20 protein-coding genes are annotated in these 21,018 nt (G+C 64.3%); 8 read left to right on the forward strand and 12 right to left on the reverse strand.

The window, feature by feature from the left end:
* Positions 1-39: 39 nt before the first annotated feature.
* Entirely contained in the window at positions 40-240 is a 201-nt protein-coding gene (locus AC0L20_RS35070; protein ID WP_106944186.1) for a hypothetical protein, read from the reverse strand.
* 76 nt (positions 241-316) lie between these two features.
* Positions 317-610, reverse strand: a complete 294-nt coding sequence (locus AC0L20_RS35075; RefSeq protein ID WP_473294993.1) for a hypothetical protein — start codon at positions 608-610, stop codon at positions 317-319.
* A gap of 231 nt (positions 611-841) precedes the next feature.
* On the opposite strand from AC0L20_RS35075, the gene AC0L20_RS35080 reads away from it, so the two are divergent.
* Positions 842-1,480, forward strand: coding sequence for an HAD family hydrolase (locus tag AC0L20_RS35080; protein ID WP_473294994.1), 639 nt, complete (start codon positions 842-844; stop codon positions 1,478-1,480).
* A 4-nt stretch (positions 1,481-1,484) separates the two neighbouring features.
* Here AC0L20_RS35080 and AC0L20_RS35085 read toward each other — a convergent pair whose 3' ends face one another.
* Complete coding sequence (locus AC0L20_RS35085; RefSeq protein ID WP_473294995.1) at positions 1,485-2,525, reverse strand: phenylacetaldoxime dehydratase family protein; 1,041 nt, start codon at positions 2,523-2,525, stop codon at positions 1,485-1,487.
* Positions 2,526-2,551: 26 nt separating this feature from the next.
* Positions 2,552-3,568: a carbon-nitrogen hydrolase family protein gene (locus AC0L20_RS35090; RefSeq protein ID WP_247286861.1), complete on the reverse strand. Its 1,017-nt coding sequence runs from the start codon at positions 3,566-3,568 to the stop codon at positions 2,552-2,554.
* A gap of 197 nt (positions 3,569-3,765) precedes the next feature.
* Between AC0L20_RS35090 and AC0L20_RS35095 the strand changes: the two genes are divergently transcribed.
* Entirely contained in the window at positions 3,766-4,722 is a 957-nt protein-coding gene (locus tag AC0L20_RS35095) for an AraC-like ligand-binding domain-containing protein (protein WP_473294996.1), read from the forward strand.
* A gap of 24 nt (positions 4,723-4,746) precedes the next feature.
* On the opposite strand, the gene AC0L20_RS35100 is transcribed toward AC0L20_RS35095, so the two are convergent.
* Positions 4,747-5,649: an amino acid ABC transporter substrate-binding protein gene (locus AC0L20_RS35100; protein WP_473294997.1), complete on the reverse strand. Its 903-nt coding sequence runs from the start codon at positions 5,647-5,649 to the stop codon at positions 4,747-4,749.
* Positions 5,650-5,668: 19 nt separating this feature from the next.
* Positions 5,669-6,991 carry an aspartate aminotransferase family protein gene (locus AC0L20_RS35105; protein WP_473294998.1) on the reverse strand — a complete coding sequence of 441 codons (1,323 nt, stop codon included), beginning with the start codon at positions 6,989-6,991 and terminating at the stop codon, positions 5,669-5,671.
* A 221-nt stretch (positions 6,992-7,212) separates the two neighbouring features.
* Between AC0L20_RS35105 and AC0L20_RS35110 the strand changes: the two genes are divergently transcribed.
* From AC0L20_RS35110 to AC0L20_RS35125, 4 genes are all read left to right on the forward strand, one after another.
* Positions 7,213-8,118: a LysR substrate-binding domain-containing protein gene (locus tag AC0L20_RS35110; protein ID WP_473294999.1), complete on the forward strand. Its 906-nt coding sequence runs from the start codon at positions 7,213-7,215 to the stop codon at positions 8,116-8,118.
* Positions 8,119-8,237: 119 nt separating this feature from the next.
* A complete protein-coding gene (locus tag AC0L20_RS35115) occupies positions 8,238-9,263 on the forward strand; it encodes an aldo/keto reductase (protein WP_473295000.1) in 1,026 nt (341 codons plus the stop codon).
* 86 nt (positions 9,264-9,349) lie between these two features.
* The gene (locus AC0L20_RS35120; protein ID WP_456769562.1) at positions 9,350-9,511 is read left to right on the forward strand and encodes a hypothetical protein; all 162 of its coding nucleotides are present in this window, start codon (positions 9,350-9,352) and stop codon (positions 9,509-9,511) included.
* A gap of 149 nt (positions 9,512-9,660) precedes the next feature.
* Positions 9,661-11,082, forward strand: a complete 1,422-nt coding sequence (locus AC0L20_RS35125) for an MFS transporter (RefSeq protein WP_473295001.1) — start codon at positions 9,661-9,663, stop codon at positions 11,080-11,082.
* A 46-nt stretch (positions 11,083-11,128) separates the two neighbouring features.
* On the opposite strand, the gene AC0L20_RS35130 is transcribed toward AC0L20_RS35125, so the two are convergent.
* The 3 genes from AC0L20_RS35130 to clpS form a co-directional block, all read right to left on the reverse strand.
* A complete protein-coding gene (locus tag AC0L20_RS35130; RefSeq protein ID WP_473295002.1) occupies positions 11,129-11,674 on the reverse strand; it encodes a cupin domain-containing protein in 546 nt (181 codons plus the stop codon).
* 81 nt (positions 11,675-11,755) lie between these two features.
* Positions 11,756-14,161 (reverse strand): ATP-dependent Clp protease ATP-binding subunit ClpA, encoded by a 2,406-nt coding sequence (clpA, locus tag AC0L20_RS35135; protein WP_018455181.1) that lies wholly within the window; start codon positions 14,159-14,161, stop codon positions 11,756-11,758.
* A 293-nt stretch (positions 14,162-14,454) separates the two neighbouring features.
* Positions 14,455-14,787 (reverse strand): ATP-dependent Clp protease adapter ClpS, encoded by a 333-nt coding sequence (gene clpS / locus AC0L20_RS35140; RefSeq protein ID WP_018455182.1) that lies wholly within the window; start codon positions 14,785-14,787, stop codon positions 14,455-14,457.
* 487 nt (positions 14,788-15,274) lie between these two features.
* Here clpS and AC0L20_RS35145 point away from each other — a divergent pair, with 487 nt between their 5' ends.
* The gene (locus AC0L20_RS35145; RefSeq protein ID WP_473295003.1) at positions 15,275-16,573 is read left to right on the forward strand and encodes a vWA domain-containing protein; all 1,299 of its coding nucleotides are present in this window, start codon (positions 15,275-15,277) and stop codon (positions 16,571-16,573) included.
* A gap of 74 nt (positions 16,574-16,647) precedes the next feature.
* On the opposite strand, the gene AC0L20_RS35150 is transcribed toward AC0L20_RS35145, so the two are convergent.
* A complete protein-coding gene (locus AC0L20_RS35150; RefSeq protein WP_473295004.1) occupies positions 16,648-16,986 on the reverse strand; it encodes a phasin family protein in 339 nt (112 codons plus the stop codon).
* Positions 16,987-17,373: 387 nt separating this feature from the next.
* On the opposite strand from AC0L20_RS35150, the gene AC0L20_RS35155 reads away from it, so the two are divergent.
* Positions 17,374-19,218 (forward strand): serine hydrolase, encoded by a 1,845-nt coding sequence (locus AC0L20_RS35155; protein ID WP_473295005.1) that lies wholly within the window; start codon positions 17,374-17,376, stop codon positions 19,216-19,218.
* Between the two features lie 224 nt (positions 19,219-19,442).
* Here AC0L20_RS35155 and AC0L20_RS35160 read toward each other — a convergent pair whose 3' ends face one another.
* Entirely contained in the window at positions 19,443-20,168 is a 726-nt protein-coding gene (locus tag AC0L20_RS35160; RefSeq protein ID WP_473295006.1) for a DnaJ domain-containing protein, read from the reverse strand.
* A gap of 68 nt (positions 20,169-20,236) precedes the next feature.
* A complete protein-coding gene (locus tag AC0L20_RS35165) occupies positions 20,237-20,986 on the reverse strand; it encodes a vWA domain-containing protein (RefSeq protein WP_473295007.1) in 750 nt (249 codons plus the stop codon).
* Between the last annotated feature and the right edge of the window lie 32 nt (positions 20,987-21,018).

Below are 21,018 nucleotides of genomic sequence, written 5' to 3' on the forward strand. Positions count from 1 at the left end.
TCAGCAATGTACGTTCCGCTGGTGTCGCTGCCTACTGCCTTAGTTCTTGACCGGAACCGGGATTTCGCCCCGGATGGCGCGGTCGAGGGCATCGATCAGCGCCTGGATCTCGATAAACTTGTTGCGCGCGCGCTCGGCCGTGTCGCGCACAAAGGGAGCGGCCAGCACTTTCGCATGCGCGTCCCTGTCCTCGATCATGCGATCACGGGCCTTCTTCAGAGTTTCAAGTCGCTCGCTCATCCGGCCTCTCCTGAAAAATTCTCTCGATCCGAGCCCGGAATCGCCGATCAACGAGAACGCGGCGAACGAGCAACCCTCAACAGCCGCGGCAGATGTTCTTCAGCTTCGCTGCGGTTCTGGCCTCTTCCGCCACGAACGGGTCCTTGTAGGCAGCACGGGACCCATCGTTCTCCGCAGCGGGCTTTTTTTCCTTCGGAGGAAACGCAGCATCGTAGCAGGCGAGACGTCCGCTCGTGCTTTCGATCGCGCGGCAATCCGGTCCTGCCGCGACAGCGCCTTGCGACAGTGGGCCAAGTATCAATGTGCCAAGCATCAATGCGACAAGAACCGCTCTCCGGCGGATCCAGTCGACCAGACGAAATCGAATCATGCACGCTCCTGCTCAGTCGGCGGGAGCGCTGGTGACCCTCAGTCACCGGTCGATGCCAATGGAAGGCGGTGATGGCGCGACTCTACGCTTCCCTCCCGCGAATAGCGAGCTTTAAGGGATACGCGGTATCAAGAAGGCGATTTTCGGCGTGGCAATGGTTGCGCGTTTGCCTTGGTCCGCGGCGTCGTTTAGGTCTGGCATAGACGGCGGTAGCAACACAGGCGCGGCAACATGGTTACGATCTATTTCGATCTCGACGGCACGCTGACTGACCCGAAGCCCGGGATCACGCGCTCGATCCAGTACGCCCTTGAGCGGCTCAACGTCGCGGTGCCGAGCGAGGACGAGCTGACCTGGTGCATCGGCCCGCCGCTGCATGCCAGCCTGCAAAAGCTCACGGGCAGCGCGGAACTCGCCGACCGGGCGCTGCTGCTCTATCGCGAGCGCTTCAGCGATGTCGGCCTGTTCGAGAACGAAGCCTATGCCGGTATCGTGGACACGCTGACAACGCTTGCTGCGACAACACCGCGCATGTTCGTGGCCACCAGCAAGCCCGCGGTCTACGCCACCCGTATCGTCGAGCATTTTGGCCTGAAACCGTATTTCGAGCGCGTGTTCGGCTCCGAGCTCGACGGCACGCGCGTCGACAAGCGCGACCTGCTGCGCTACGCGCTCGACGAAGCCAGGGTCGATGCCGCCAGCGCGATCATGATCGGCGACCGCAGCCATGATGTGGTCGGCGCCCGCACCAACGGCATGACCGCGATCGGCGTGCTCTATGGCTACGGCAGCGAGGCCGAGCTGCGGGACGCCGGCGCGCATCACATCTGCGCCGCGCATCCCGAGCTGCTCGGTCATTGCGTGATCTAGCCGATCAAGCGCTGACGGTCTCCGCCGCCGCCAGCATGCCGGTCCTGGCGTGACAGTTCAGATATTCGAAGAACTGCTCGTCGGCAGCCGCCACGGTGACCTCGTGGTAGAGCCGCAGTTTTGCCGAGGGGCCGAGCGTCGACAGGTATTTCATTGCGGCGCCGAATATCCTGACATGGGTCGGATGCGATTCCGCCCACCGCTCCAGCGCCGCCAGGCTCTTCCACCAGCTTTGACCGTAGGACTTTTCACTCGCGTCCCCACCGGCTGCAAGGACGCGCATGTAACGGTTGGCGTAGCAGCCGATGCCGAGACCGTCATCGCGCAGGAAATCCATGCCCTCGCGCAACACCGGTTCGACGTCGTCGAGATAGAGCTTTCGCTCCGAGGTCTCGGTATCGCTCCAATCCTGGCCTGATCGGATCAGGCAGAGATTGTCGTGCGCCTGCACGCGCAGTCGCGCGCCGTCGCGGATCAATTCGGGATTGCCGCCCGGCGACATTGGATCGGTCTGCGACAGCGGGATGCGGTCACGCATGCCGCCCCAATAGGCGTGCTCCTGCACCTCGCCGCTCATGCCGTCGGCGATAGCGGCGACGCCCTCCGGCCGCCCCAGCGAGGAAAACAGCGTCTCGTGCCGCGCCACAATGGGGCGCAGCACCTCGATGAAAGTGCCGATGCCCTCGGGCTGCGTTCCGGTCCAGACCTCGCGCGCCGGTGTAAACCACTGGTCGAACCGCGCAATGTCGTCCCAATAAGCCACCGAGACGACGTTCTCATAGCCGGCCTGATCAACATATTGCGCCCGGTCCCAATGCGAGGGACCGCCTTCCGCGGCAAACCGCGCCGCGATGTCGGCGAGCGCATCCGTCGCAGCCGCCGGCGCCGTGCCGCGATATTGCAGGCCGAAATAGGCCATCGCGACCCGGTTCACTCCAGGCTTATAGCGCGCCACGAAGGACGGGTATGGCGGCTGGTAATCGTCCGGCACGCGCTTGTGGCGCGTGCGCGGGGTCTCGAGATGCAGAGGAATTGCGGATTCCATGATCGTGCCTCCCCTTGATTCGGCGATCAGCTCGCCGCCGCGGCAATGTCCGTGGGCTCGACCGTGTCGACCGGCAGCGCAAACTGCTCGACGCGCTGGTATCGCTTCTTGTTGAGCAGCAGCCGCGTGACGTCGGGGCGCGAATAGTGCCCGGCTGGATCAGCGGCGTTCTTGGCGACGCCGATGGCGCCAAGATCGATCTCGGCGATCAAGAGGCCCTCCTGGTCCGGCGCGAGCTTGTCGCCGATCTGGCTGCCATCGGGGCCGTAGATCGCAGCGAAGCCACCGCCGGCATGCAGCAGCGCATGCTTGTCCGGCCGATCACAGAGTTCGTCGATCATCGCCTGCGAGACCGTTGCGCAAGGCGCCAGCACGAAGCAGGAGCCCTCCACGGCATAGACGCGCGAGGCGGCGTTGTTCACCTCGGCGCCGAGCGCCGGCGCGAAGGGATCGTAGAGCGAAAAGCTCGGCCAGGCCGCGACATGGACCTGCTCGTTCTGGGCGTACATCGCGTATTTCGACAGCGGTTGGAGATGCTCCCAGCAGCACAGTGCGCCGATGCGGCCGATGTCGGACCGCGCGTGCACGGCGAGATCGCTGCCGTCGCCCTCGCCATAGACCGTGCGCTCGGCATGGGTCGGCCGCAGCTTGCGGCGCTTCGCGATGGTCTCGCCGTCAGGCCCGATCAGCCATTGCGCCAGATAGAGACTGCCGCCGTCGCGCTCGGACAGACCGAGCACGGCGGTGAGCTTGGCCTTGCGCACGGCATCACGCAGCCGCTCGGCCTGCGGACTGTCATAGGACAGCGAATTGTCGAAATAGCGCTGCACAAAGCCGCGACCGATCGCCCAGGCCGGCGAATCCATCCAGATGTGCCAGGGGTAGCCGGGGATGAAGGCTTCCGGAAAGGCGATGAGCTTGGCGCCCTTCTCGGCTGCGTCCCTGATCAGGGCGATCGACTTGTCGATCGAGGCATCGAGATCGAGCCAGGCGGGCGCCGCCTGCACCACCGCGACCTTGTATTTCGGATGTTCGATGCCCATTCCCACCTCCCTTGCCGGTTGATCGGAAGCCAGGTCCGATGCAGTCTATTTGACCAAGCCGGGCGGTGGGCGCTCGACCACGGCGGAACAAAAACTCGACCGGACGGAATCGCCGGCCCGGTACGGGATTTGCCTGCGATTAGGCGGGACCTGCGCCGACACGCGATGTTGCGGGATGTGAAAGGGAGGCTCTGCAGATGCCAATCCAGTTCACCACGGACGACAGCCCAGGCCACCGCCGGCTTGCGCTCTGGCAGGATATCGTCTGCGACGTCTTCGTCGGGCTCGACTGCAGGTCAGATCTTGGCAGCGCCTTTCGCGGCTCGGTCACCCGGGCGCCATTAGGCAAGGCGGAATGCTCCGAGGTCTGCTCCGACCGTCAGCACGTGTTGCGCACGCCCTCGCGCATCGCGCGCTCGGATCAGGATTTCATCCTGATCGCGCTCGGCAATCACGGCACCGGCGCCGTGGTGCAGGACGGCCGCGAGGCCGTGGTGCATCCGGGAGAATTTGCGCTCTATGATACCACCCGTCCCTACGAGCTGAAATTCGACGGCATGTTCACGCAGACCATCTTCAAGGTGCCGCGCGAGATGCTGCAGCGCCGGCTCGGCGCGACCGAAACCCTTACCGCCAGCGCTTTCGGACCGGACTCACCGCTGCAGCGGATCGCCTACGATTTCATCTACCGGCTCTGCCAGAACGCGGATCAGATCGATCCACACCACGCCGCCGCTCTGTCGGAACAGGCCGTCGATGTCCTGGCGATGGCGCTGGGCGAGCGGCTAGGCAAGACGCCGCTGCCGCGCTCGACCCATCGCTCTGCCCTGCTCTACCGGCTGAAGGCGCATATCCGGGCTCATCTTGCCGATCCCGATCTCTCGCTGTCCGAGACCGCAGCGGCGCTCGGCATCTCGTCCCGCTATGTCAACGATCTCCTCGCCGACGAGGACACCTCGTTCCAGCGCTACGTCCTCAGTGAGCGCCTCGCTCAATGCAAGCGCGACCTCGCCTCCCCCGTGCTTGCGCACCGCCACATCAGCGAGATCGCCTTCGCCTGGGGCTTCAACGACCTCTCGCATTTCGGCCGCGTCTTCCGCGAGCATTTCGGGATGTCACCGCGCGACTTCAGGCAGAGCCAGTCGCGGCATTGACGCAAGGTCTGCCGAGAGCTTCGCCTACGGCACAAGCGCATCGCTGGGAGATACGACGCGGGCCTTCATCGCTTCGCTCATCGGAAGCTGGAGGTTCTGCCCTTTCGGCGGAATCGGCGACTCGAACCACTTCGCGTAGAGCCTCCCGAATTCACCGGACACCATCTTCTCCTTGATCACGGCATCGACGACGGCCTTGAACTCGGGATCTTCCCTGCGGGTCACTAGCCCATAGTAAGAAGGCGCATAGGTGGCCGCCAACATCCGGAAAGCCCTGGGATCGGAGGCGTTCGCGACGAGACCGGCAACCAGGATATCGTCCTCGAACCACGCCGCGGCGCGACCCGTTCCCAGCACGAGGAGCGACTCGGCGTGGTCCTTGGCCTGCACGATCGTCACATTCAGCTTCTGATCATCGAGGAGCTTCTTGGCGACCCCGAAATTCAGCGAGCCCTGCGTGATGACGACCGTCTGCCCGTCAAGTCCTTTCGGCTCCATCAGCTGCGACGAGGCCGATACCAGCCAGCGCGGCGATGCCACATAGGTCGCAACGGAGAACGCCACCTGTTTTTGCCGTTCGGCCGTATTGGTCGTGCTGCCGCACTCGACGTCGATGGTACTGTTCTGGAGCAGCGGGATGCGATTGGACGCATTCACCGGAACATATTCGACCTCCAGCTCAAGCCGCTGCAACATGACCTTGACCTTGTCGGCCACTGCGGCACAGAGGTCGAGCGAGAGCCCGGTCGGTTTCTGATCTGCGCCGAGATAGGCGAACGGAATCGACGCCTCGCGGTAGCCGAAGGTGATCTTGCCGACCTCCCTGATCTTTTCCAAAGTCTGACTCGCCGCTTGCGCGGCCCCCATCTCGAGCAGCGCAAGTGATGCGGCGGCAATGGCGAGCTTCGGCGCGTGTACGCGGATCATGTCAGCCTCCAACCAGTTGCTAAGCAGTGGGATTTCGCGACAGCTCATCGAGACTTTCCCTCAAAGCCCGATCAAGGATCTCAATGGCGCGGTCGATCTCCTCGGTCGAGACGGTCAACGGCGGCGCGATACGCCACACCGATCCGCGCTCGGGGCGGCGGCGGATGTTCATGCTCAGCCCGTACTCGAAGCACTTCTTCGTGGTGAGGCCGCCAAGCTGGTGGGCTGGGCGTCGGCTGTTGCGATCACTGACCAGCTCGACGCCAAGCAGAAGGCCCATGCCTCTGATGTCGCCGATCTGCTCGTATTTCTGCTGGAGCCCTTCGAACCGGCCTCGCAGGTAGGCACCCATCTCGTTGGCGCGTGCGACAAGTTTCTCCTCAGTGATCACGCGCAGCACCGCGAGCCCGACCTCGGCAAGCAAGGGATCGGAGACGTGGCTGGTGTAATAAGTAAAGTGATCCTCGTGGAGCTTGCTCTCGATCGCCTCGGTGGTCGACACCGCCGCAAGCGGAAGCCCACCGCCGAGCGTCTTCGACATGGTCATGATATCCGGAACGACCCCGAAATATTCGGATCCGGTCTTCTTTCCGATACGCCCGAAAGCAGTCTGGGCCTCGTCGAAGATCAGCAGCATGCCGCGCTCATCGGCCGCCTTTCGCAGGGCCTCCATGAACGCCTTCGGCGGCACCAGCACGCCGCCGGCGCTGATCACGGGCTCCGCGATGATCGCAGCACCCCTCCCGCTCGACTGCATGTCGAACATCTTCAGGGCGAGTTCGAGATTGGCGAGCGCAGACTCGTCCTCGCTGCCCTTTGCGATGTAGGGCCGGTAGGCGTTCGGCTCCGGGATGACGAACACGCCGGGCGGCGGCACGCCATATCCCTTGCGGTCGCTCGCCATCGAGACCGAGGCGGCTCCGCCGGTGATGCCGTGCCACGAGCCGCCGAGAACGAGCACCTCGTAGCCGCCGGTGTACATCTTGGCCATCCGGAGCGCGACTTCGGTCGCTTCCGAGCCGGTATTGATGAAGATCGAGCGCTTGAGATTGCCGGGCAGCCAATCCCTCGCCAGCACCTGGGCGAGCTCGGCGACCACTTCGGGGATCATCCCGCTGAAGAGATGGAAGGCCTTCTTCCCCGCACTCTCCACCGCCGCGACGATAGCCGGATGGTTGTGGCCGATGGTGGCGCACATCTGGCCCGAGGTGAAATCGAGATAGTCGCGCCCGTCGCTGTCGGTCACGATCGTCCCCTTCGCCGAGGTGAAGAGGTTCGGAAACACGTCTCCGCCATAGCGGACGAGGAATTCGTCGGCGGCCTGTTTCAGCGCTGAAGTCATGGGTTCTCCTCGGGCAAGCGGCATCCGCCGCACAGCCGTGCGGTGTGGCGATGCACTCGCCGTTGTCGGGTCGGTCTTTTGGGGCACGAAGCTGTTGCTTCAGGGCGTTTGCGGTACAAGAATTGCCTGAGCAACAGATAAATTCGTACCGGGCAGACATGATGGGCGCCAGTTCAAAAAACTCAGCAGCCGATGAGGTGGAGTCAACACCGCGGTCGAGAATGCCGCCGCTCAAGGCGCTGTCGGCATTCGAAGCCGCTTCGCGCCACGGCAGCTTCAGCCGCGCCGCAGAGGAGCTCGGGGTTACGCCCTCCGCGATCAGCCACCACATCCAGAAGTTGGAGGATTTCCTCGGCGTTCGTGTTTTTTCGCGGCACGCCGGCCGCGCGGTGCTCACCAATGCCGGCCGCGTCTATGCCGCCGAGATCGAGCGCGCCTTCGGAATGATCATGGGCGCGACGCGGCTGGTCGCGCCGCAGTCGCAGCGCAATCATCTGTTCATCGCGAGCGGCCCGAGCTTTGCAGCCAAATGGCTTCAGCCGCGGATCGGGAATTTCATCGGCGAGCATCCGGAGATCGGGATCAGGCTGTCAACTATCGCCGACTTGCGTGACCTCGATACCATTCGCTTCGATCTCGCCATCGCCTATGGACGCCCGCCCGTCCTCAACGACCGGCAGATCGAGCCGCTCCTGGCTGAGCGTCTGCGTCCGCTCTGTAGCCCGCTTCTGATCGAGCAACTCGGACTTCACGAGCCCGGCGATCTTGCCCGCGCCACGTTGATTCATTCGTCGAACGCGCTGACCTGGACCGACTATCTGCGAAAGGTCGTCGGCACGACGATCAAGGCACACCACGAATTGTGGTTCGATCGGTCCACCATGGCCATCGACGCCGCTGTCGAAGGTCTCGGCGTCGTCCTGGAGAGCGAGATCCTCGCCGCCGACGAGCTGGAAAAGGGCACCTTAGTCGCGCCGTTCCATCAGCCCCAATTCGAGGTCGAGACCGTGTCTTATTATCTCGTGCGGTCCTCCGAGGCCAAAGGCCGCAGCCATGTCGACGCGTTCGAAGCCTGGCTGCGCGCGAAGATCACGGCTGCGAATTTGAAAGGGACAATCGTGGCGTAACGCGTGCGGCCCCAGCAGAGCCGCTATGTGAGCACGCAATAGGACACGGCGCGTGCTTGCTCTACCATCCGGCACAGGGGCTGCGGGGATCAATCAGCGGCCAGCCAAGGAGCATATTGATGGAATACCGACGCTTGGGCCGCTCGGGCCTCATGGTGCCCGCCTTGAGTCTTGGGACCGGCACCTTCGGCGGCGTTGGCCGCCTCGCTGCGTGGGGCACCACTGATGCGACCGAAGCGCGGCGCCTTCTGGATATCTGCCTTGATGCCGGCGTGTCGATGTTCGATACCGCGAACGTCTATTCGCTCGGCGAATCCGAGCGCGTTCTCGGCGAGGCCATCAAGGGCCGCCGCGACAAGGTTTTGGTCTCGACCAAGGCGACGTTCCGCTTAGGCGACGGCCCCAACGACATCGGGTCGTCGCGCCAGCATCTGCTCGCGGCCATCGATGCTTCGCTGAGCCGGCTCGGCACCGATTACATCGACCTGTTCCAGCTCCACGGCTTCGACGCCTTCACCCCGCCCGAAGAGGTGCTTAGCACTCTCGATGTGCTCGTGCGCGCCGGCAAGATCCGCTACGTCGGCGTGTCGAATTTTTCGGGCTGGCACCTGATGAAATCGCTTGGCGTTGCCGACAAGCATGGCTTCCCCCGCTACGTCGCCAACCAGACCTATTATTCACTGATCGGGCGCGACTACGAATGGGAGCTGATGCCGCTCGGCCTCGACCAGGGCCTCGGCGCGGTGGTCTGGTCGCCGCTCGGATGGGGACGCCTCACCGGAAAGATCCGCCGCGGCCAGCCAAAGCCTGACGTCAGCCGCCTGCCCAAGACGGCCGAGTTCGGCCCACCCGTGCCGGACGAGCACGTCTATCGCGTCGTCGATGCGATCGACGAGGTCGCCAGGGAAACGGGCAAGAGCGTCTCGCAGATCGCGCTGAACTGGCTGCTGCAGCGTCCGACCGTCTCGACACTGATCATCGGCGCGCGCAACGAGACGCAGCTGCGCGAAAATCTCGGCGCGGTCGGCTGGTCGTTGACCAAGGACCAGATCGCAAAGCTCGATGCGGCGAGCAAGGTGACACTGCCCTATCCTTACTGGCACCAGCGCACGGCCTTCACCGATCGCAATCCGCCGCCGGTGTAGCGACCGCGCGCGGCGCAGTCCGGCTTGAGCTGCATCAAGCCGGCCCGCACCGACAGTGGCATCGTGCGCACCCGCGAGGCAGCCCGATGCGCCGATTTGCCATGAAGGCCCTGTTCACCGCTCTCAATCTCAACCGCGCCGAGCGGAGCGGAATCGATTGGGACCGCACCATCCTGATCGTCTCGACCGCGGTGACGATTGGGCTCGTCGCGCTCTATGTGTTTGGGAAGTCGACCTCGCGCTGGTGAGCCCCGCGAATGCCGTCCCGACCCATGCCCGCGGTGCCAGGAGACCCGCGCCCGGCGCAGGAACCGTCCGTATCCTGCCGGGTTGCGATGCATCTCGCAATTTCCTAATCCGGAGACGAACCACGGCTCGAATCAAGCACGCCGCCATTATGTCGCCAGCCCTCATGGAGCACGCCGACGGCCTGCCGCAGCCGCAGCGGGGCCAGGCGGTCCTGACCATTGCGCTCGGCATCATCATGGCAGTGGTCGACAGCGCCATCGCCAACGTCGCGCTCCCGACGATCGCGGCCGACCTCGACGCGAGCCCGGCGTTCTCGATCTGGATCGTCAATGGCTACCAGCTCGCGATCACGATCTCGCTGCTGCCGCTGGCTTCGCTCGGCGAGATCGTCGGTTATCGCCGCGTCTATCTGGTCGGGCTGGTGCTGTTCACGCTTGCCTCCGCATTCTGCGCGCTGGCGCACACGCTGCCGCTGCTCACGATTGCACGCATCGTGCAGGGGTTCGGCGCGGCCGGCATCATGAGCGTCAACGCAGCGCTGGTGCGTTTCACTTACCCCCGCAGCCAGCTCGGCCGCGGCATCGGGCTCAATGCCCTCGTCGTCGCCTTCTCGGCCGCGGTCGGTCCGACGCTGGCCGCCGGCATCCTCGCGTTCGGCAGCTGGCCCTGGCTGTTCGCCATCAACGTTCCGCTCGGCGTGGTGACACTGGTGCTGGGCCTGCGCAGCCTGCCGCACACCAGGCCTGCGAGCCATTCCTTCGACTGGCAGAGCGCGGGGCTGTCCGCGATCACTTTCGGCGTCGGCATCGCGGCCGTCGATAGTGTCGGTCATGGCGAAGCGGCGATCACCTGCCTCGTGCAGTTCGCCGTCGCGCTCGTCGCCGGCGCGCTGCTGATTTACCGCGAGACCCACATGGCCTCGCCGCTGCTGCCGATCGACCTGTTGCGCATCCCGGTGTTCGCGCTGTCGATTGCAACTTCGATCGCCTCGTTCTGCGGGCAGATGCTGGCCTTCGTTGCGATCCCCTTCTACCTCCAGAGCCGCTTCGGCTATTCGGCGGTGCATATGGGCCTCTTGATCACGCCGTGGCCGATCGCGGTGGCGTTCGCAGCCCCCCTCGCCGGCCGCCTGGTCGAGCATTATCCGGCCGGCCTGCTCGGCGGCATCGGCCTCACGCTGTTCGCCTGCGGCCTCGCTGCGCTCGCCTTGCTGCCGGCGGCGCCGACGCCACTCGACGTGATCTGGCGAATGGCGCTGGCCGGCGCCGGCTTCGGCCTGTTCCAGACCCCCAATAACCGGACCATGATCGCAGCCGCCCCGCGCGAGCGTGCCGGCGGCGCCAGCGGCATGCTGGGGACGGCGCGGCTGCTTGGGCAGACCACCGGCGCAGCGCTGGTCGCGCTGTTCCTCGGCCGCTATCCGATCGAGGGAACCAGAATCGCGTTGCTGACCGGCGTCGGCTTTGCGCTCTGCGGCGCGGCGCTGAGCATGTTGCGGCTGTCGCCCGCAGGAGCGCGCGGCGCCGAGCATGTTCGCGTACAGGACGACCAGCGCCTGCGCGGCGAATAGCGCGCGACCATTTGGGAAGGCCGATTTCGGCTGCCTCCGCCCCTCCTCACATCTTCACCATCTCGGTGCGATATTTCGGCAGCAGTGCTGCGATCAGCCTGCCTTTCTCGGCCGTCTCTTCCGGAGTCGGCTTCGGCGGTGGCGACGTGCGGCCTTCGACGGGAAAGCCAACCGCCAGGAAGAATTCGTCCTGTCCCGCTGGCGTGCACATGCAGAGCATACGGGCCGTCTTGCCGGACACGTTCTTGAACGCGTGCGGCGCGTTGGCCGGAACGTTGACGGTCGACCCCGCACTTACGGTGTGGGACTTGCCGCGAAAGGTGAATTCAAGTTCGCCTTCGAGCAGCGTGAACATTTCCTCGAAATCGTGGCGGTGCGGCGGGGGCCCGCCGCCGGCAGGCACCAGCATGTCGACCAGGCAATAGCGTCCTGCGGTCTGCGCGCCTGACACCAGGACCGTGTAGGTGCCGCCGGCCACAGAGATATGCGGCACGTCAGCGCCGTCGGGATCGGCGACCGTCAAGGCGCGTGCGGGATCGTCGGCGGGGATCGAGGAAGCTGACGATGAGTTTGCAGAAGGCATGTTGGTCATGTCGGATCTTCTTGCTTATATTTGGCTGCCAATAAGAAAGGCCGGCTTTTCAGCCGGCCTTTTCAATTCATCGCGTGCGGATCAAGCCTTGACCAGCGGGCTCTTGGTCGGCCCCTTCGAGCCGCCGGGGCCGCCGGGTTTGGACTTGCCCGGCGGGCGCTTGCGGGCTCCGGGGAGCTTCTCCTGCTTCGGCGTGACCGGACCCTCGACGAACTCGAAGCCGATCTTGTCCTTGGTCTCGTCGGCCTCGTCCTTGACCAGAACGACGCGGACATGGCCGCCGCCCTTGAGCTTGCCGAACAGCACCTCGTCGGCCAACGGCTTCTTGATGTGCTCCTGGATCACGCGAGCCATCGGACGTGCGCCCATCTGCTCGTCGTAACCATGCTTCACCAGCCAGGTCTTGGCGGGGTCGGACAGTTCGATGGTGACATCGCGATCGCCGAGTTGCGCTTCGAGCTGAAGCACGAACTTCTCGACCACCGTACCGATCACCTCGACGCTGAGATGGCCGAACGACACGACGGCATCGAGACGGTTGCGGAATTCCGGCGCGAACTGCCGGTTGATCGCCTCGTGGTCGTCGCCTTCCCGCTTCGAGCGCGTGAAGCCGAACGCCTGCTTGGCGAGATCGGACGCGCCCGCATTCGTGGTCATGATCAGGATCACGTTGCGGAAGTTGACCTGCTTGCCGTTGTGGTCGGTGAGCCGGCCGTGATCCATGATCTGGAGCAGCACGTTGTAGAGATCGGGATGCGCCTTCTCGATCTCGTCCAGCAGCACCACGCAATGCGGATGCTGGTCGACGCCGTCGGTGAGCAGGCCGCCCTGATCGAAGCCGACATAGCCGGGAGGCGCGCCGATCAGGCGCGACACGGTGTGCCGCTCCATGTATTCGGACATGTCGAAGCGCAACAGCTCGACGCCGAGCGACGCCGCGAGCTGTTTCGCGACCTCGGTCTTGCCGACGCCGGTCGGACCCGAGAACAGATAGCAGCCGATCGGCTTCTCCGGCTCGCGCAGGCCGGCACGCGCCAGCTTGATCGAAGCGGCGAGCGACTCGATTGCCTTGTCCTGACCGAACACGGTGCGCTTCAGGGTCTGCTCGAGATGCTTGAGCACCTCGGCATCGTCCTTCGACACGCTCTTCGGCGGGATCCGCGCCATCGAGGCGATCGTGGTCTCGATCTCCTTGATGCCGATGGTCTTCTTGCGCTTGTTCTCGGCGACCAGCATCTGCGCCGCGCCGGATTCGTCGATCACGTCGATCGCCTTATCCGGCAGCTTGCGGTCGTGGATGTAGCGCGAAGAGAGCTGCACCGCAGCCTCGATCGCCTCATTGGTGTATTTCAGCCGGTGATAGTCTTCGAAGTACGGCTTGAGGCCCTTGAGGATCGCGATCGCGTCCTCGACCGTCGGCTCGTTGACGTCGATCTTCTGGAAGCGCCGCACCAGCGCGCGGTCCTTCTCGAAGTGCTGCCGGTATTCCTTGTAGGTGGTCGAGCCCATGCAGCGGATGGTGCCGGAAGCGAGCGCGGGCTTGAGCAGGTTCGAGGCATCCATCGCCCCGCCCGAGGTCGCGCCCGCACCGATCACGGTGTGGATCTCGTCGATGAACAGGATGGCGTTGGGATGCGCCTCGAGCTCCTTCAGCACCTGCTTCAGGCGTTCCTCGAAGTCGCCGCGATAGCGCGTACCGGCGAGCAGCGTGCCCATGTCGAGCGAGAACACGGTTGCAGCAGCCAGCACCTCCGGCACCTCGCTGTCGACGATGCGCTTGGCCAGGCCCTCCGCGATCGCGGTCTTGCCGACGCCGGCCTCGCCCACGAACAGCGGATTGTTCTTCTGCCGGCGGCACAGCACCTGGATCGCGCGGTTGATCTCGGAATTGCGTCCGATCACCGGATCGATCTTGCCGTCGCGCGCCTTCTTGTTGAGGTTGACGCAATAGGTCTCGAGCGCCTCGCCCTTCTTCTTGGCGTCCTCGCTGCCCTTGGTCTCCGTCTCCTCGTCGACGCCGCGCACCGGCCGCGCCTCGGAGACGCCCGGTCGCTTCGCGATGCCGTGGCTGATATAGTTGACGGCGTCGTAGCGCGTCATGTCCTGCTCCTGCAGGAAATACGCGGCATGACTCTCACGCTCGGCAAAGATCGCGATCAGCACGTTGGCGCCGGTCACCTCTTCCCGACCGGACGACTGCACGTGGATCACCGCGCGCTGGATCACGCGCTGGAAGCCTGCGGTCGGCTTGGCGTCGTCGGCGCCGTCCGTCACCAGGTTCTCGAATTCGGTCTCAAGATAATTGACGAGGCTCGTACGGAGCTTGTCGAGGTCGACGCTACAGGCGCGCATGACGGCGGCTGCATCGGAGTCGTCGATCAGGGAGAGCAAAAGATGCTCGAGCGTCGCGTATTGGTGATGACGCTCGTTTGCGATCGCCAGTGCACGATGCAGGGATTGTTCAAGGCTTTGGGAAAAAGTCGGCATTCGCGTCCTCTATGGCCCCCACCATCATGATCGCCATCGCCCGGTCAGGCAACAACAACCTTTGTCACATATAGTTATACAAGATCGCGGCGAAAGACCGGTTCCGCGACTCAGGCGGCTGCACAGCTGAGGTATTTTTCGATGCAAAACCCGTTCCGGTTTGGGTACGATCGGCCTCGGTCCGAAATTCCGTAGTTTTGCCGTCTGCAACGAACATCGCGCGCAGACATCACGCGGCAATCACACTGCGGCATGCACAAGCCGGTTTCGAACGCGCCGTAACGTGTCGAGTCTTACTTCTTTTCCATCACGCATTGCAGCGGATGCTGGTGCTTGCGAGCGAAATCCATCACCTGCGTCACCTTGGTCTCGGCGATCTCGTAGGTGAACACGCCGCATTCCCCGATCCCGTGATGATGAACGTGCAGCATGATCTTGGTTGCAGCCTCGGCGTCCTTCTGGAAGAATTTCTCCAGCACATGAACGACGAATTCCATCGGCGTGTAATCGTCGTTCAGGATCAACACACGGTACAGGTTCGGCCGTTTGGTCTTCGGCTTGACCTTGGTGATGACGGACGTGTTTGGCGCGGAAGGACCGCCGGAACGGTTCTCGTCGTTGCTCATCAGGGCAGCGTGGGCGGCGGCGGCCGCGGACGGGTCTGGTCTGGAAGACAGTTGCGGCATGGCTCAGGCGTTCAAATTCCCCACGGAAACGTATGGTGGTTCGCCGCGCGGCCCCGGCTTTCGGAGCTTCGCACAGGCGCACCGCCTTGTTGGATCGCCGCTTCCAGCCGGTCCGGTCCAAGCCGGATCGGCCTCACCGAATATGGGCCTGCCCCCGGCTCGCCGCAAGCGTGCGACAGCTCGGCCGAGGCGGCCATGGCGGTCCCGATTCCCGGTCCGGGCGATCCTTGCCAAGGTTAATCAATCCGGACTGATTTGACAAAAGCTTCCGCCCCGCCCGTTTAGAAGATGTTGACCAGGAACCCGGCCGGTAACGCGGCTGCGGCGGTTTCGCGCGGGCTATCTCCGGTTTTCTACGGACCGATTTACCCTGCGTTCAACGGCGTGGCGCGAAAACGGGCAAAGTCACAGATTTCCGGGAATCGTCATGTCTCGCCTGCCATTCGCCAGCCGTATTGGTCGACACCTCGCCCGGTTTGCTGCGGCCGAACAAGGCAATATCGCCGTGATCTTCGCCATCGCGCTGCTCCCGGTTCTAGGCTTCGTCGGAGCTGCAATCGATTACAGCCGCGCGGCCCAGGCTCGTTCCGCAATGCAGGCGGCCCTCGATTCGACCTCGCTGATGGTCTCCAAGGATCTGTCGTCCGGCACCATCACGACGTCGCAGATCGGCATCAAGGCGCAGGCTTATTTCAACGCCCTGTTCACCGCGACCAATGCCCTGCCGTCGGTCAGCATCGCGGCCACTTACACCGCAAGCACCAGCATGGGCTCCACCATCCAGGTCACCGGCACCGGCACCTACACGACCACCTTCATGAAGGTCGCAGGTTTCCCGACACTCGACGTCGGCGCCAATTCCACCAGCGCCTGGGGCCTGGTGCGCATGCGCGTGGCCTTGGTGCTCGACAACACGGGGTCGATGGCCGACGACGGCAAGATGGCGGCGATGCAGACCGCTGCGAAGAGCCTGGTCGACCAGCTCAGCCCACTCGCCAAGACCAATGGCGACGTCTACATCTCGATTGTTCCGTTTGCCAAGGACGTCAACGTCGGCGCCAGCAACTTCAGCAAGTACTGGGTCGATTTCAGCGATTGGGATGCGGCCCGCGCCACTAGGTCCGCCAACCACAACACATGGACGGGATGTGTGGTCGACCGCGACCAGGACTACGACACGAAGAACACGATGCCCACGAGCGGCAACGCGGGAACGCAGTTCCCGGCGGAACAGTACTCCTACTGCGACCCCGGCAGTTCGTCCTATCTGCAGCCAATCATGCCGCTGAGCTACGACTGGAGCTTGCTCAAGAGCCGGATCGACGCCATGAAGCCCACCGGCAACACCAACCAGGGCATTGGCCTCGCCTGGGGCTGGATGACGCTGTCGGCTGGCGATCCCATGAACGCGCCGGCCAAGGACCCCAACTACACCTACAAGGATGCGATCGTGCTGCTCTCCGACGGTCTCAACACGCAGAACCGCTGGTACAGCAACGCCTGGCAAATCGACGCGCGGCAGAAGAAGCTGTGCGACAACGCCAAGGCGGCGAACATCACGATCTATACGGTGCAGGTGAACACCGGCAGCGATCCGACGTCCAGCGTGCTGCAATATTGCGCGAGCGGCACCGACAAGTTCTACCTGGTGACGAAGGCAGATCAGACCGTCACAGTGTTCAAGGACATCGGCACGTCGTTGTCCAAGCTGCGCGTAGCGCGCTGAGATCGACACGCCACGACAAACAAAAAAGCCCGGCTGCTTCAGCCGGGCTTTTGATTCCAGGACGTCAGGAAACGTTAGCTGGCGGCCGGAGTGAACTTCGACACGATGGCCTCGACCGGCTTGAAGGCCTGCTTGGCGAGGTCGCCGTAAAGGCCGGCGATCTTCTGCGATTCCGCGACGAAGGACTCGTAGGCGGAACGGGCGAATTCGGTCTGCGCTTCGACGGCCTTGTCCAGCGACTTCACGCCGGAAAGCTTCTCGACGAAGGACTTGGTGTCTTCGAACGACTTCTTGGTGTAGTCGCCATAGGCGCTGGCGATCGCCTGAAGGCCGTGCTGCATCGAGGTCGCGGAGGCGACGTACTGCTCGAAGTGCTCTTTCCCGTAGCCTTGAAAGTCTTCAACCTTGAACATTCGGAATCCTTTTCCCTAGCTCTCGTCGGGAAGCCCCGGCTCCCTGACTCTGCTCACAATTAGTGCAACGCACAAAAAAGTCAACAATTTTGTGCGTCGCACAAAAATGCACGCGAATTTACCGAGATTCCCGGGTTTTCCCGCAAGGGTTCCTTAAGCTTTTGGAAACCGCAGCGCCCTACCTTGATTCCCTGGACGTGTTCAACTTCCACAAGCGGCCGAAAGCCGTTGGAGAACATCACCTTAGCCAGAACAGCGGCTCAGGCCCAACGTCCCCCGCGGCCAACACCTGCGGAGGACAGCCTGAGCAGGTAATGATCCCGGGTCCCTTGGGCACAATTTCGCCTCACGAGCCGGTGATCAAGTCAGAAACGGGGACGGGGTTTCATGCTTCGTAAAAACTTGTCTTCCTCGCGCTTTGCGCGGGTTGGCGTTTTGGGGCTTCTTGCGGTCACCAGTGCAGTCATCTTCACCACAGATGCTGCCGAGGCGCGGCGCCACCGGCGTCAGTACGCGCACCACCGCGTGCAGCGCGATGTGTCCGAGAGTTCCAGCCCGAAATTCGCGTCGATCATCGTCGACGGCAATTCCGGCTCCGTGCTTCAGGCCACGAGTCCCGACGGGATTCGCCATCCGGCCTCGCTGACCAAGATCATGACGCTCTATCTGCTGTTCGAGCGCCTCGAGTCAGGGAAGATGAAGCTCGACACCGAGATGCCGGTGTCGCAGCACGCCGCCGATCAGGATCCGACCAAGCTGAACCTGCGTGCCGGCCAGACCATTCGCGTCGAGGACGCGATCAAGGGTCTCGTCACCCGCTCCGCCAACGACGCAGCCGTTGTGATCGCGGAAGCGATTGGCGGCGACGAGGACGACTTCGCCCAGATGATGACGCGCAAGGCGCGTTCGCTCGGCATGTCCAGGACGGTTTACCGCAACGCCAACGGTCTTCCCAACGACGAGCAGGTCACGACCGCGCGCGACCAGGCCACGCTCGGCCGCGCCATCCAGGAGCGCTTCCCGCGCTACTATCGCTATTTCGCGACCTCGACGTTCAACTGGCGCGGACAGTCGATCCGGAACCACAATCATCTGCTAGGGAATGTCGAGGGCGTGGACGGCATCAAGACCGGCTACACTCGCGCCTCCGGCTTCAATCTCGTGACCTCGATGCGCCGCGGCAACCGCCACCTGATCGGCGTGGTGCTGGGCGGCCGCAGCGGCGGCTCGCGCGACGCCATCATGCGCAACCTGCTCGCGGAGAACCTCGACAAGGCCGCGACCACCCACACCGTCGCCGCGGTCACCGAGCGCAACGGCTCCGACGCCGCTGCCGAAGTCGCCGATGCGTCGGATACCCCGGCCCGCTCCGCTCCGCAGGTTCAGGCTGCCCCTGGTCCCGAAGCAGCCCCGTCGCGTCTCGCCGCGCGCCTGTCGACGCTTGCGGCTGCGACTGCCGCGGTGCCGCCGGCTCAGCCCAGATCCGAAACCAACAAGCCTGAAGTTCGGTCGATTGAATCCAAGATCGAGCCTGCGCCGCTCACCAATGGCGTGATCTCGAGCCAGCCCCTCTCGATCATCCCCGGCTCGTCCGAGCCGATGAAGCCGGTCCGGGTCAAGACCGTGCAGGTCAAGGCCGGCACCGTGAAGGTCGCCTCCGCCGCCCCGGCTCAGATCGCACCGCAGGTCACGAGCACGATCGCGTCGCGCTCCGACGTCGCCGAAACCTCCGGCGCCGTCGTGGCCCGGGCAGACCTCATCAACAAGCCCGAGGTCGCCAGCCAACCGGAGGCGCCGAAGGCCGAGATCGCCCGTACCGAGCTGCCGCGTCAGCCGGCGGGCTTCGGCACCGGCAATGGCATCCTCGGCGTATTGCCGGCCGCCACTGCCGCCGCGCCCGCCCCGGCTGCTACGAAGCTTGCGTCAGCCGACCCGGCGCTGCAGCCGGTCCAGATGAGCGCCACCACGAAGCCGGTCGTCACCCACAGCGGCTGGATCGTCCAGGTCGGCGCGCTCGAGAGCGAGAACGAAGCCCAGCAGCGCATCGACGCGGCGCGCAGCTCGGCTCGCGGCCTGCTCAGCAAGGCCGATCCGTTCACCGAGCCGGTCGTCGCGAAAGACAATCGCAAGCTCTACCGCGCCCGCTTCGCCGGGCTCGACCGCGACCAGGCGGAAGCCGTCTGCCGCACCCTGAAGCGCGCCGATATCTCCTGCATGACCGTCCGCAACTGATCTTTTCGCGCCGTTCCAATCAAATGCCCGCGCCTTGCGCGGGCATTTTCATTTTCGGGACGCGGTGACCGACGAGGCTGTTCCACGACAACCTCTCGTCAAGGATTTACGGTTAAAACTTTACGCAAGGGATCGACCACGCCGACAATGGCGGGCATCGGGGCGACGGCAAACAGAGCAAGCGGGGCTCACACGGGACGAGCGTTTGTAGCGTGGTGCCGGAGTTAGCCGTTATGCGTGCGAAGCAGAGTATCCTTGGCCTCGTTTACCCGGGCAGCGAGATACGTCGAGCCCCCCTGGTCGGGATGCAGTTTCTTCATCAGGGACTTGTGAGCCCGGCTGATGTCGTCACGCCCCGCCCCCGGCTGCAGGCCAAGGATCTGATAGGCCTCCTCCGTCGTCATTTTGCCGGTCGCCACCGTGCGGCGCTGCCCCCCTGCCGCGTCGCCCTGCGCGTTCTGACGCCAAGCGGGAAACCGGCGGTCCAGATAGCTTTCAAGTAGGGCCACGCTCTCGGCGTCGAACGCCGGGATCATTGCCAGCAGGGCCGCGAGATCGAAGTCATCGAGATCGCGCCCGGCGTGAGGCCCGGCGACGATCCGGCCTCCGAGCTGGCCGGAATCGTGATCGAGCCGCATGTCAAGGAATTGCGAGCGCACGCGCGAGGCCTGTCCAGCCGGGCGCGTCGCGGCCCCGCCGAACAGCCCGCCGATATTGCCGAAGCCGGCGTTTGCCATCGGTGTCCAGCCCAGGAGCCCGGCGCCGAATATCCCGAGCGGGATCGCCACCACCAGTTCGCCCTTCAATCCCGTGAACGCCGCGACAGCCAGCGCGACCACGCCGCCACCGAACCTGATCGCGCGTGCCAACACGGCCGGATTGGCCGAACGGAACATCTGGAGCAGCAGATAAAGGGTGATAACAGCGATAGCACCGGCAATCAGGGTCATGGCCGGAATATAGTCGGCCTATCGCCAAAAAGCATCGTGTCCGTGCGCCCCCGCCGACCGCTGCAGCGCTACTTCATCTGGCCGATCAGCCTGGCCGCGCCACTGGCGGTCTTCGCCAATTGCAACAGCGCCTCGCGTCCGCCGGCCGCGTAGGCGGCGGCTGCGCGCAAAAGCTCGCGCAACTGCGCCGCCGCGCCCGGATCGAACCGGCACCAGGCGCCGCCGGTCAGGCGCGCGATCTCGCGAAAGGCCTGCTCGGCCACCGCGTCATGGCCTTCCTGAAATACGAACACAGGCACCTTGAGCATGCCGAGCTCGCCGGCCTTGGCGCAGAGCTCGTCGACGTTCTCCTCCATGGCGTCGCCGACGAAGACAACGGCGCGCACGCCGGATGCGACAGCCTCGCGCCGCGCCTCGCTCAGCACCTTGCCAATCTGGGTGTCGCCGCCACGGCAATCGATCTTGCCCATCAGCGTCGCAAGCCTGGCGCTGTCGGAGATCCATCCCGTGGCGCGGCACTCGTTGAAGCCGCGATAGTAGACGAGCCGGATGTCGAGACTGCCGAGCGCGGCGGTCTCACGGAACATGTCGGCCTGAAGCGCGCAGGCCATGTCCCAGGTCGGCTGCCGGCTCATCGTCGCATCCAGCGCGAAGATCAGCCGCCCTTTCGCACCGGGCGCCTGCGGTGACAGCGCGCGCGCGTTTGCTACGAAGGCTGCGATGTCCTCCGAGGTCGAGGTCCCCGCCTGCGGCACAGCGCCGCCTGGTTGCGCCGAGACGGCATCGCGGCCGCGCGGTTTGATAGGTTCGCCCGACATCCGTTGACCCTGCGTGAGCGGCTAATGTGGCC

Source organism: Bradyrhizobium sp. Kon58, from assembly GCF_055807455.1.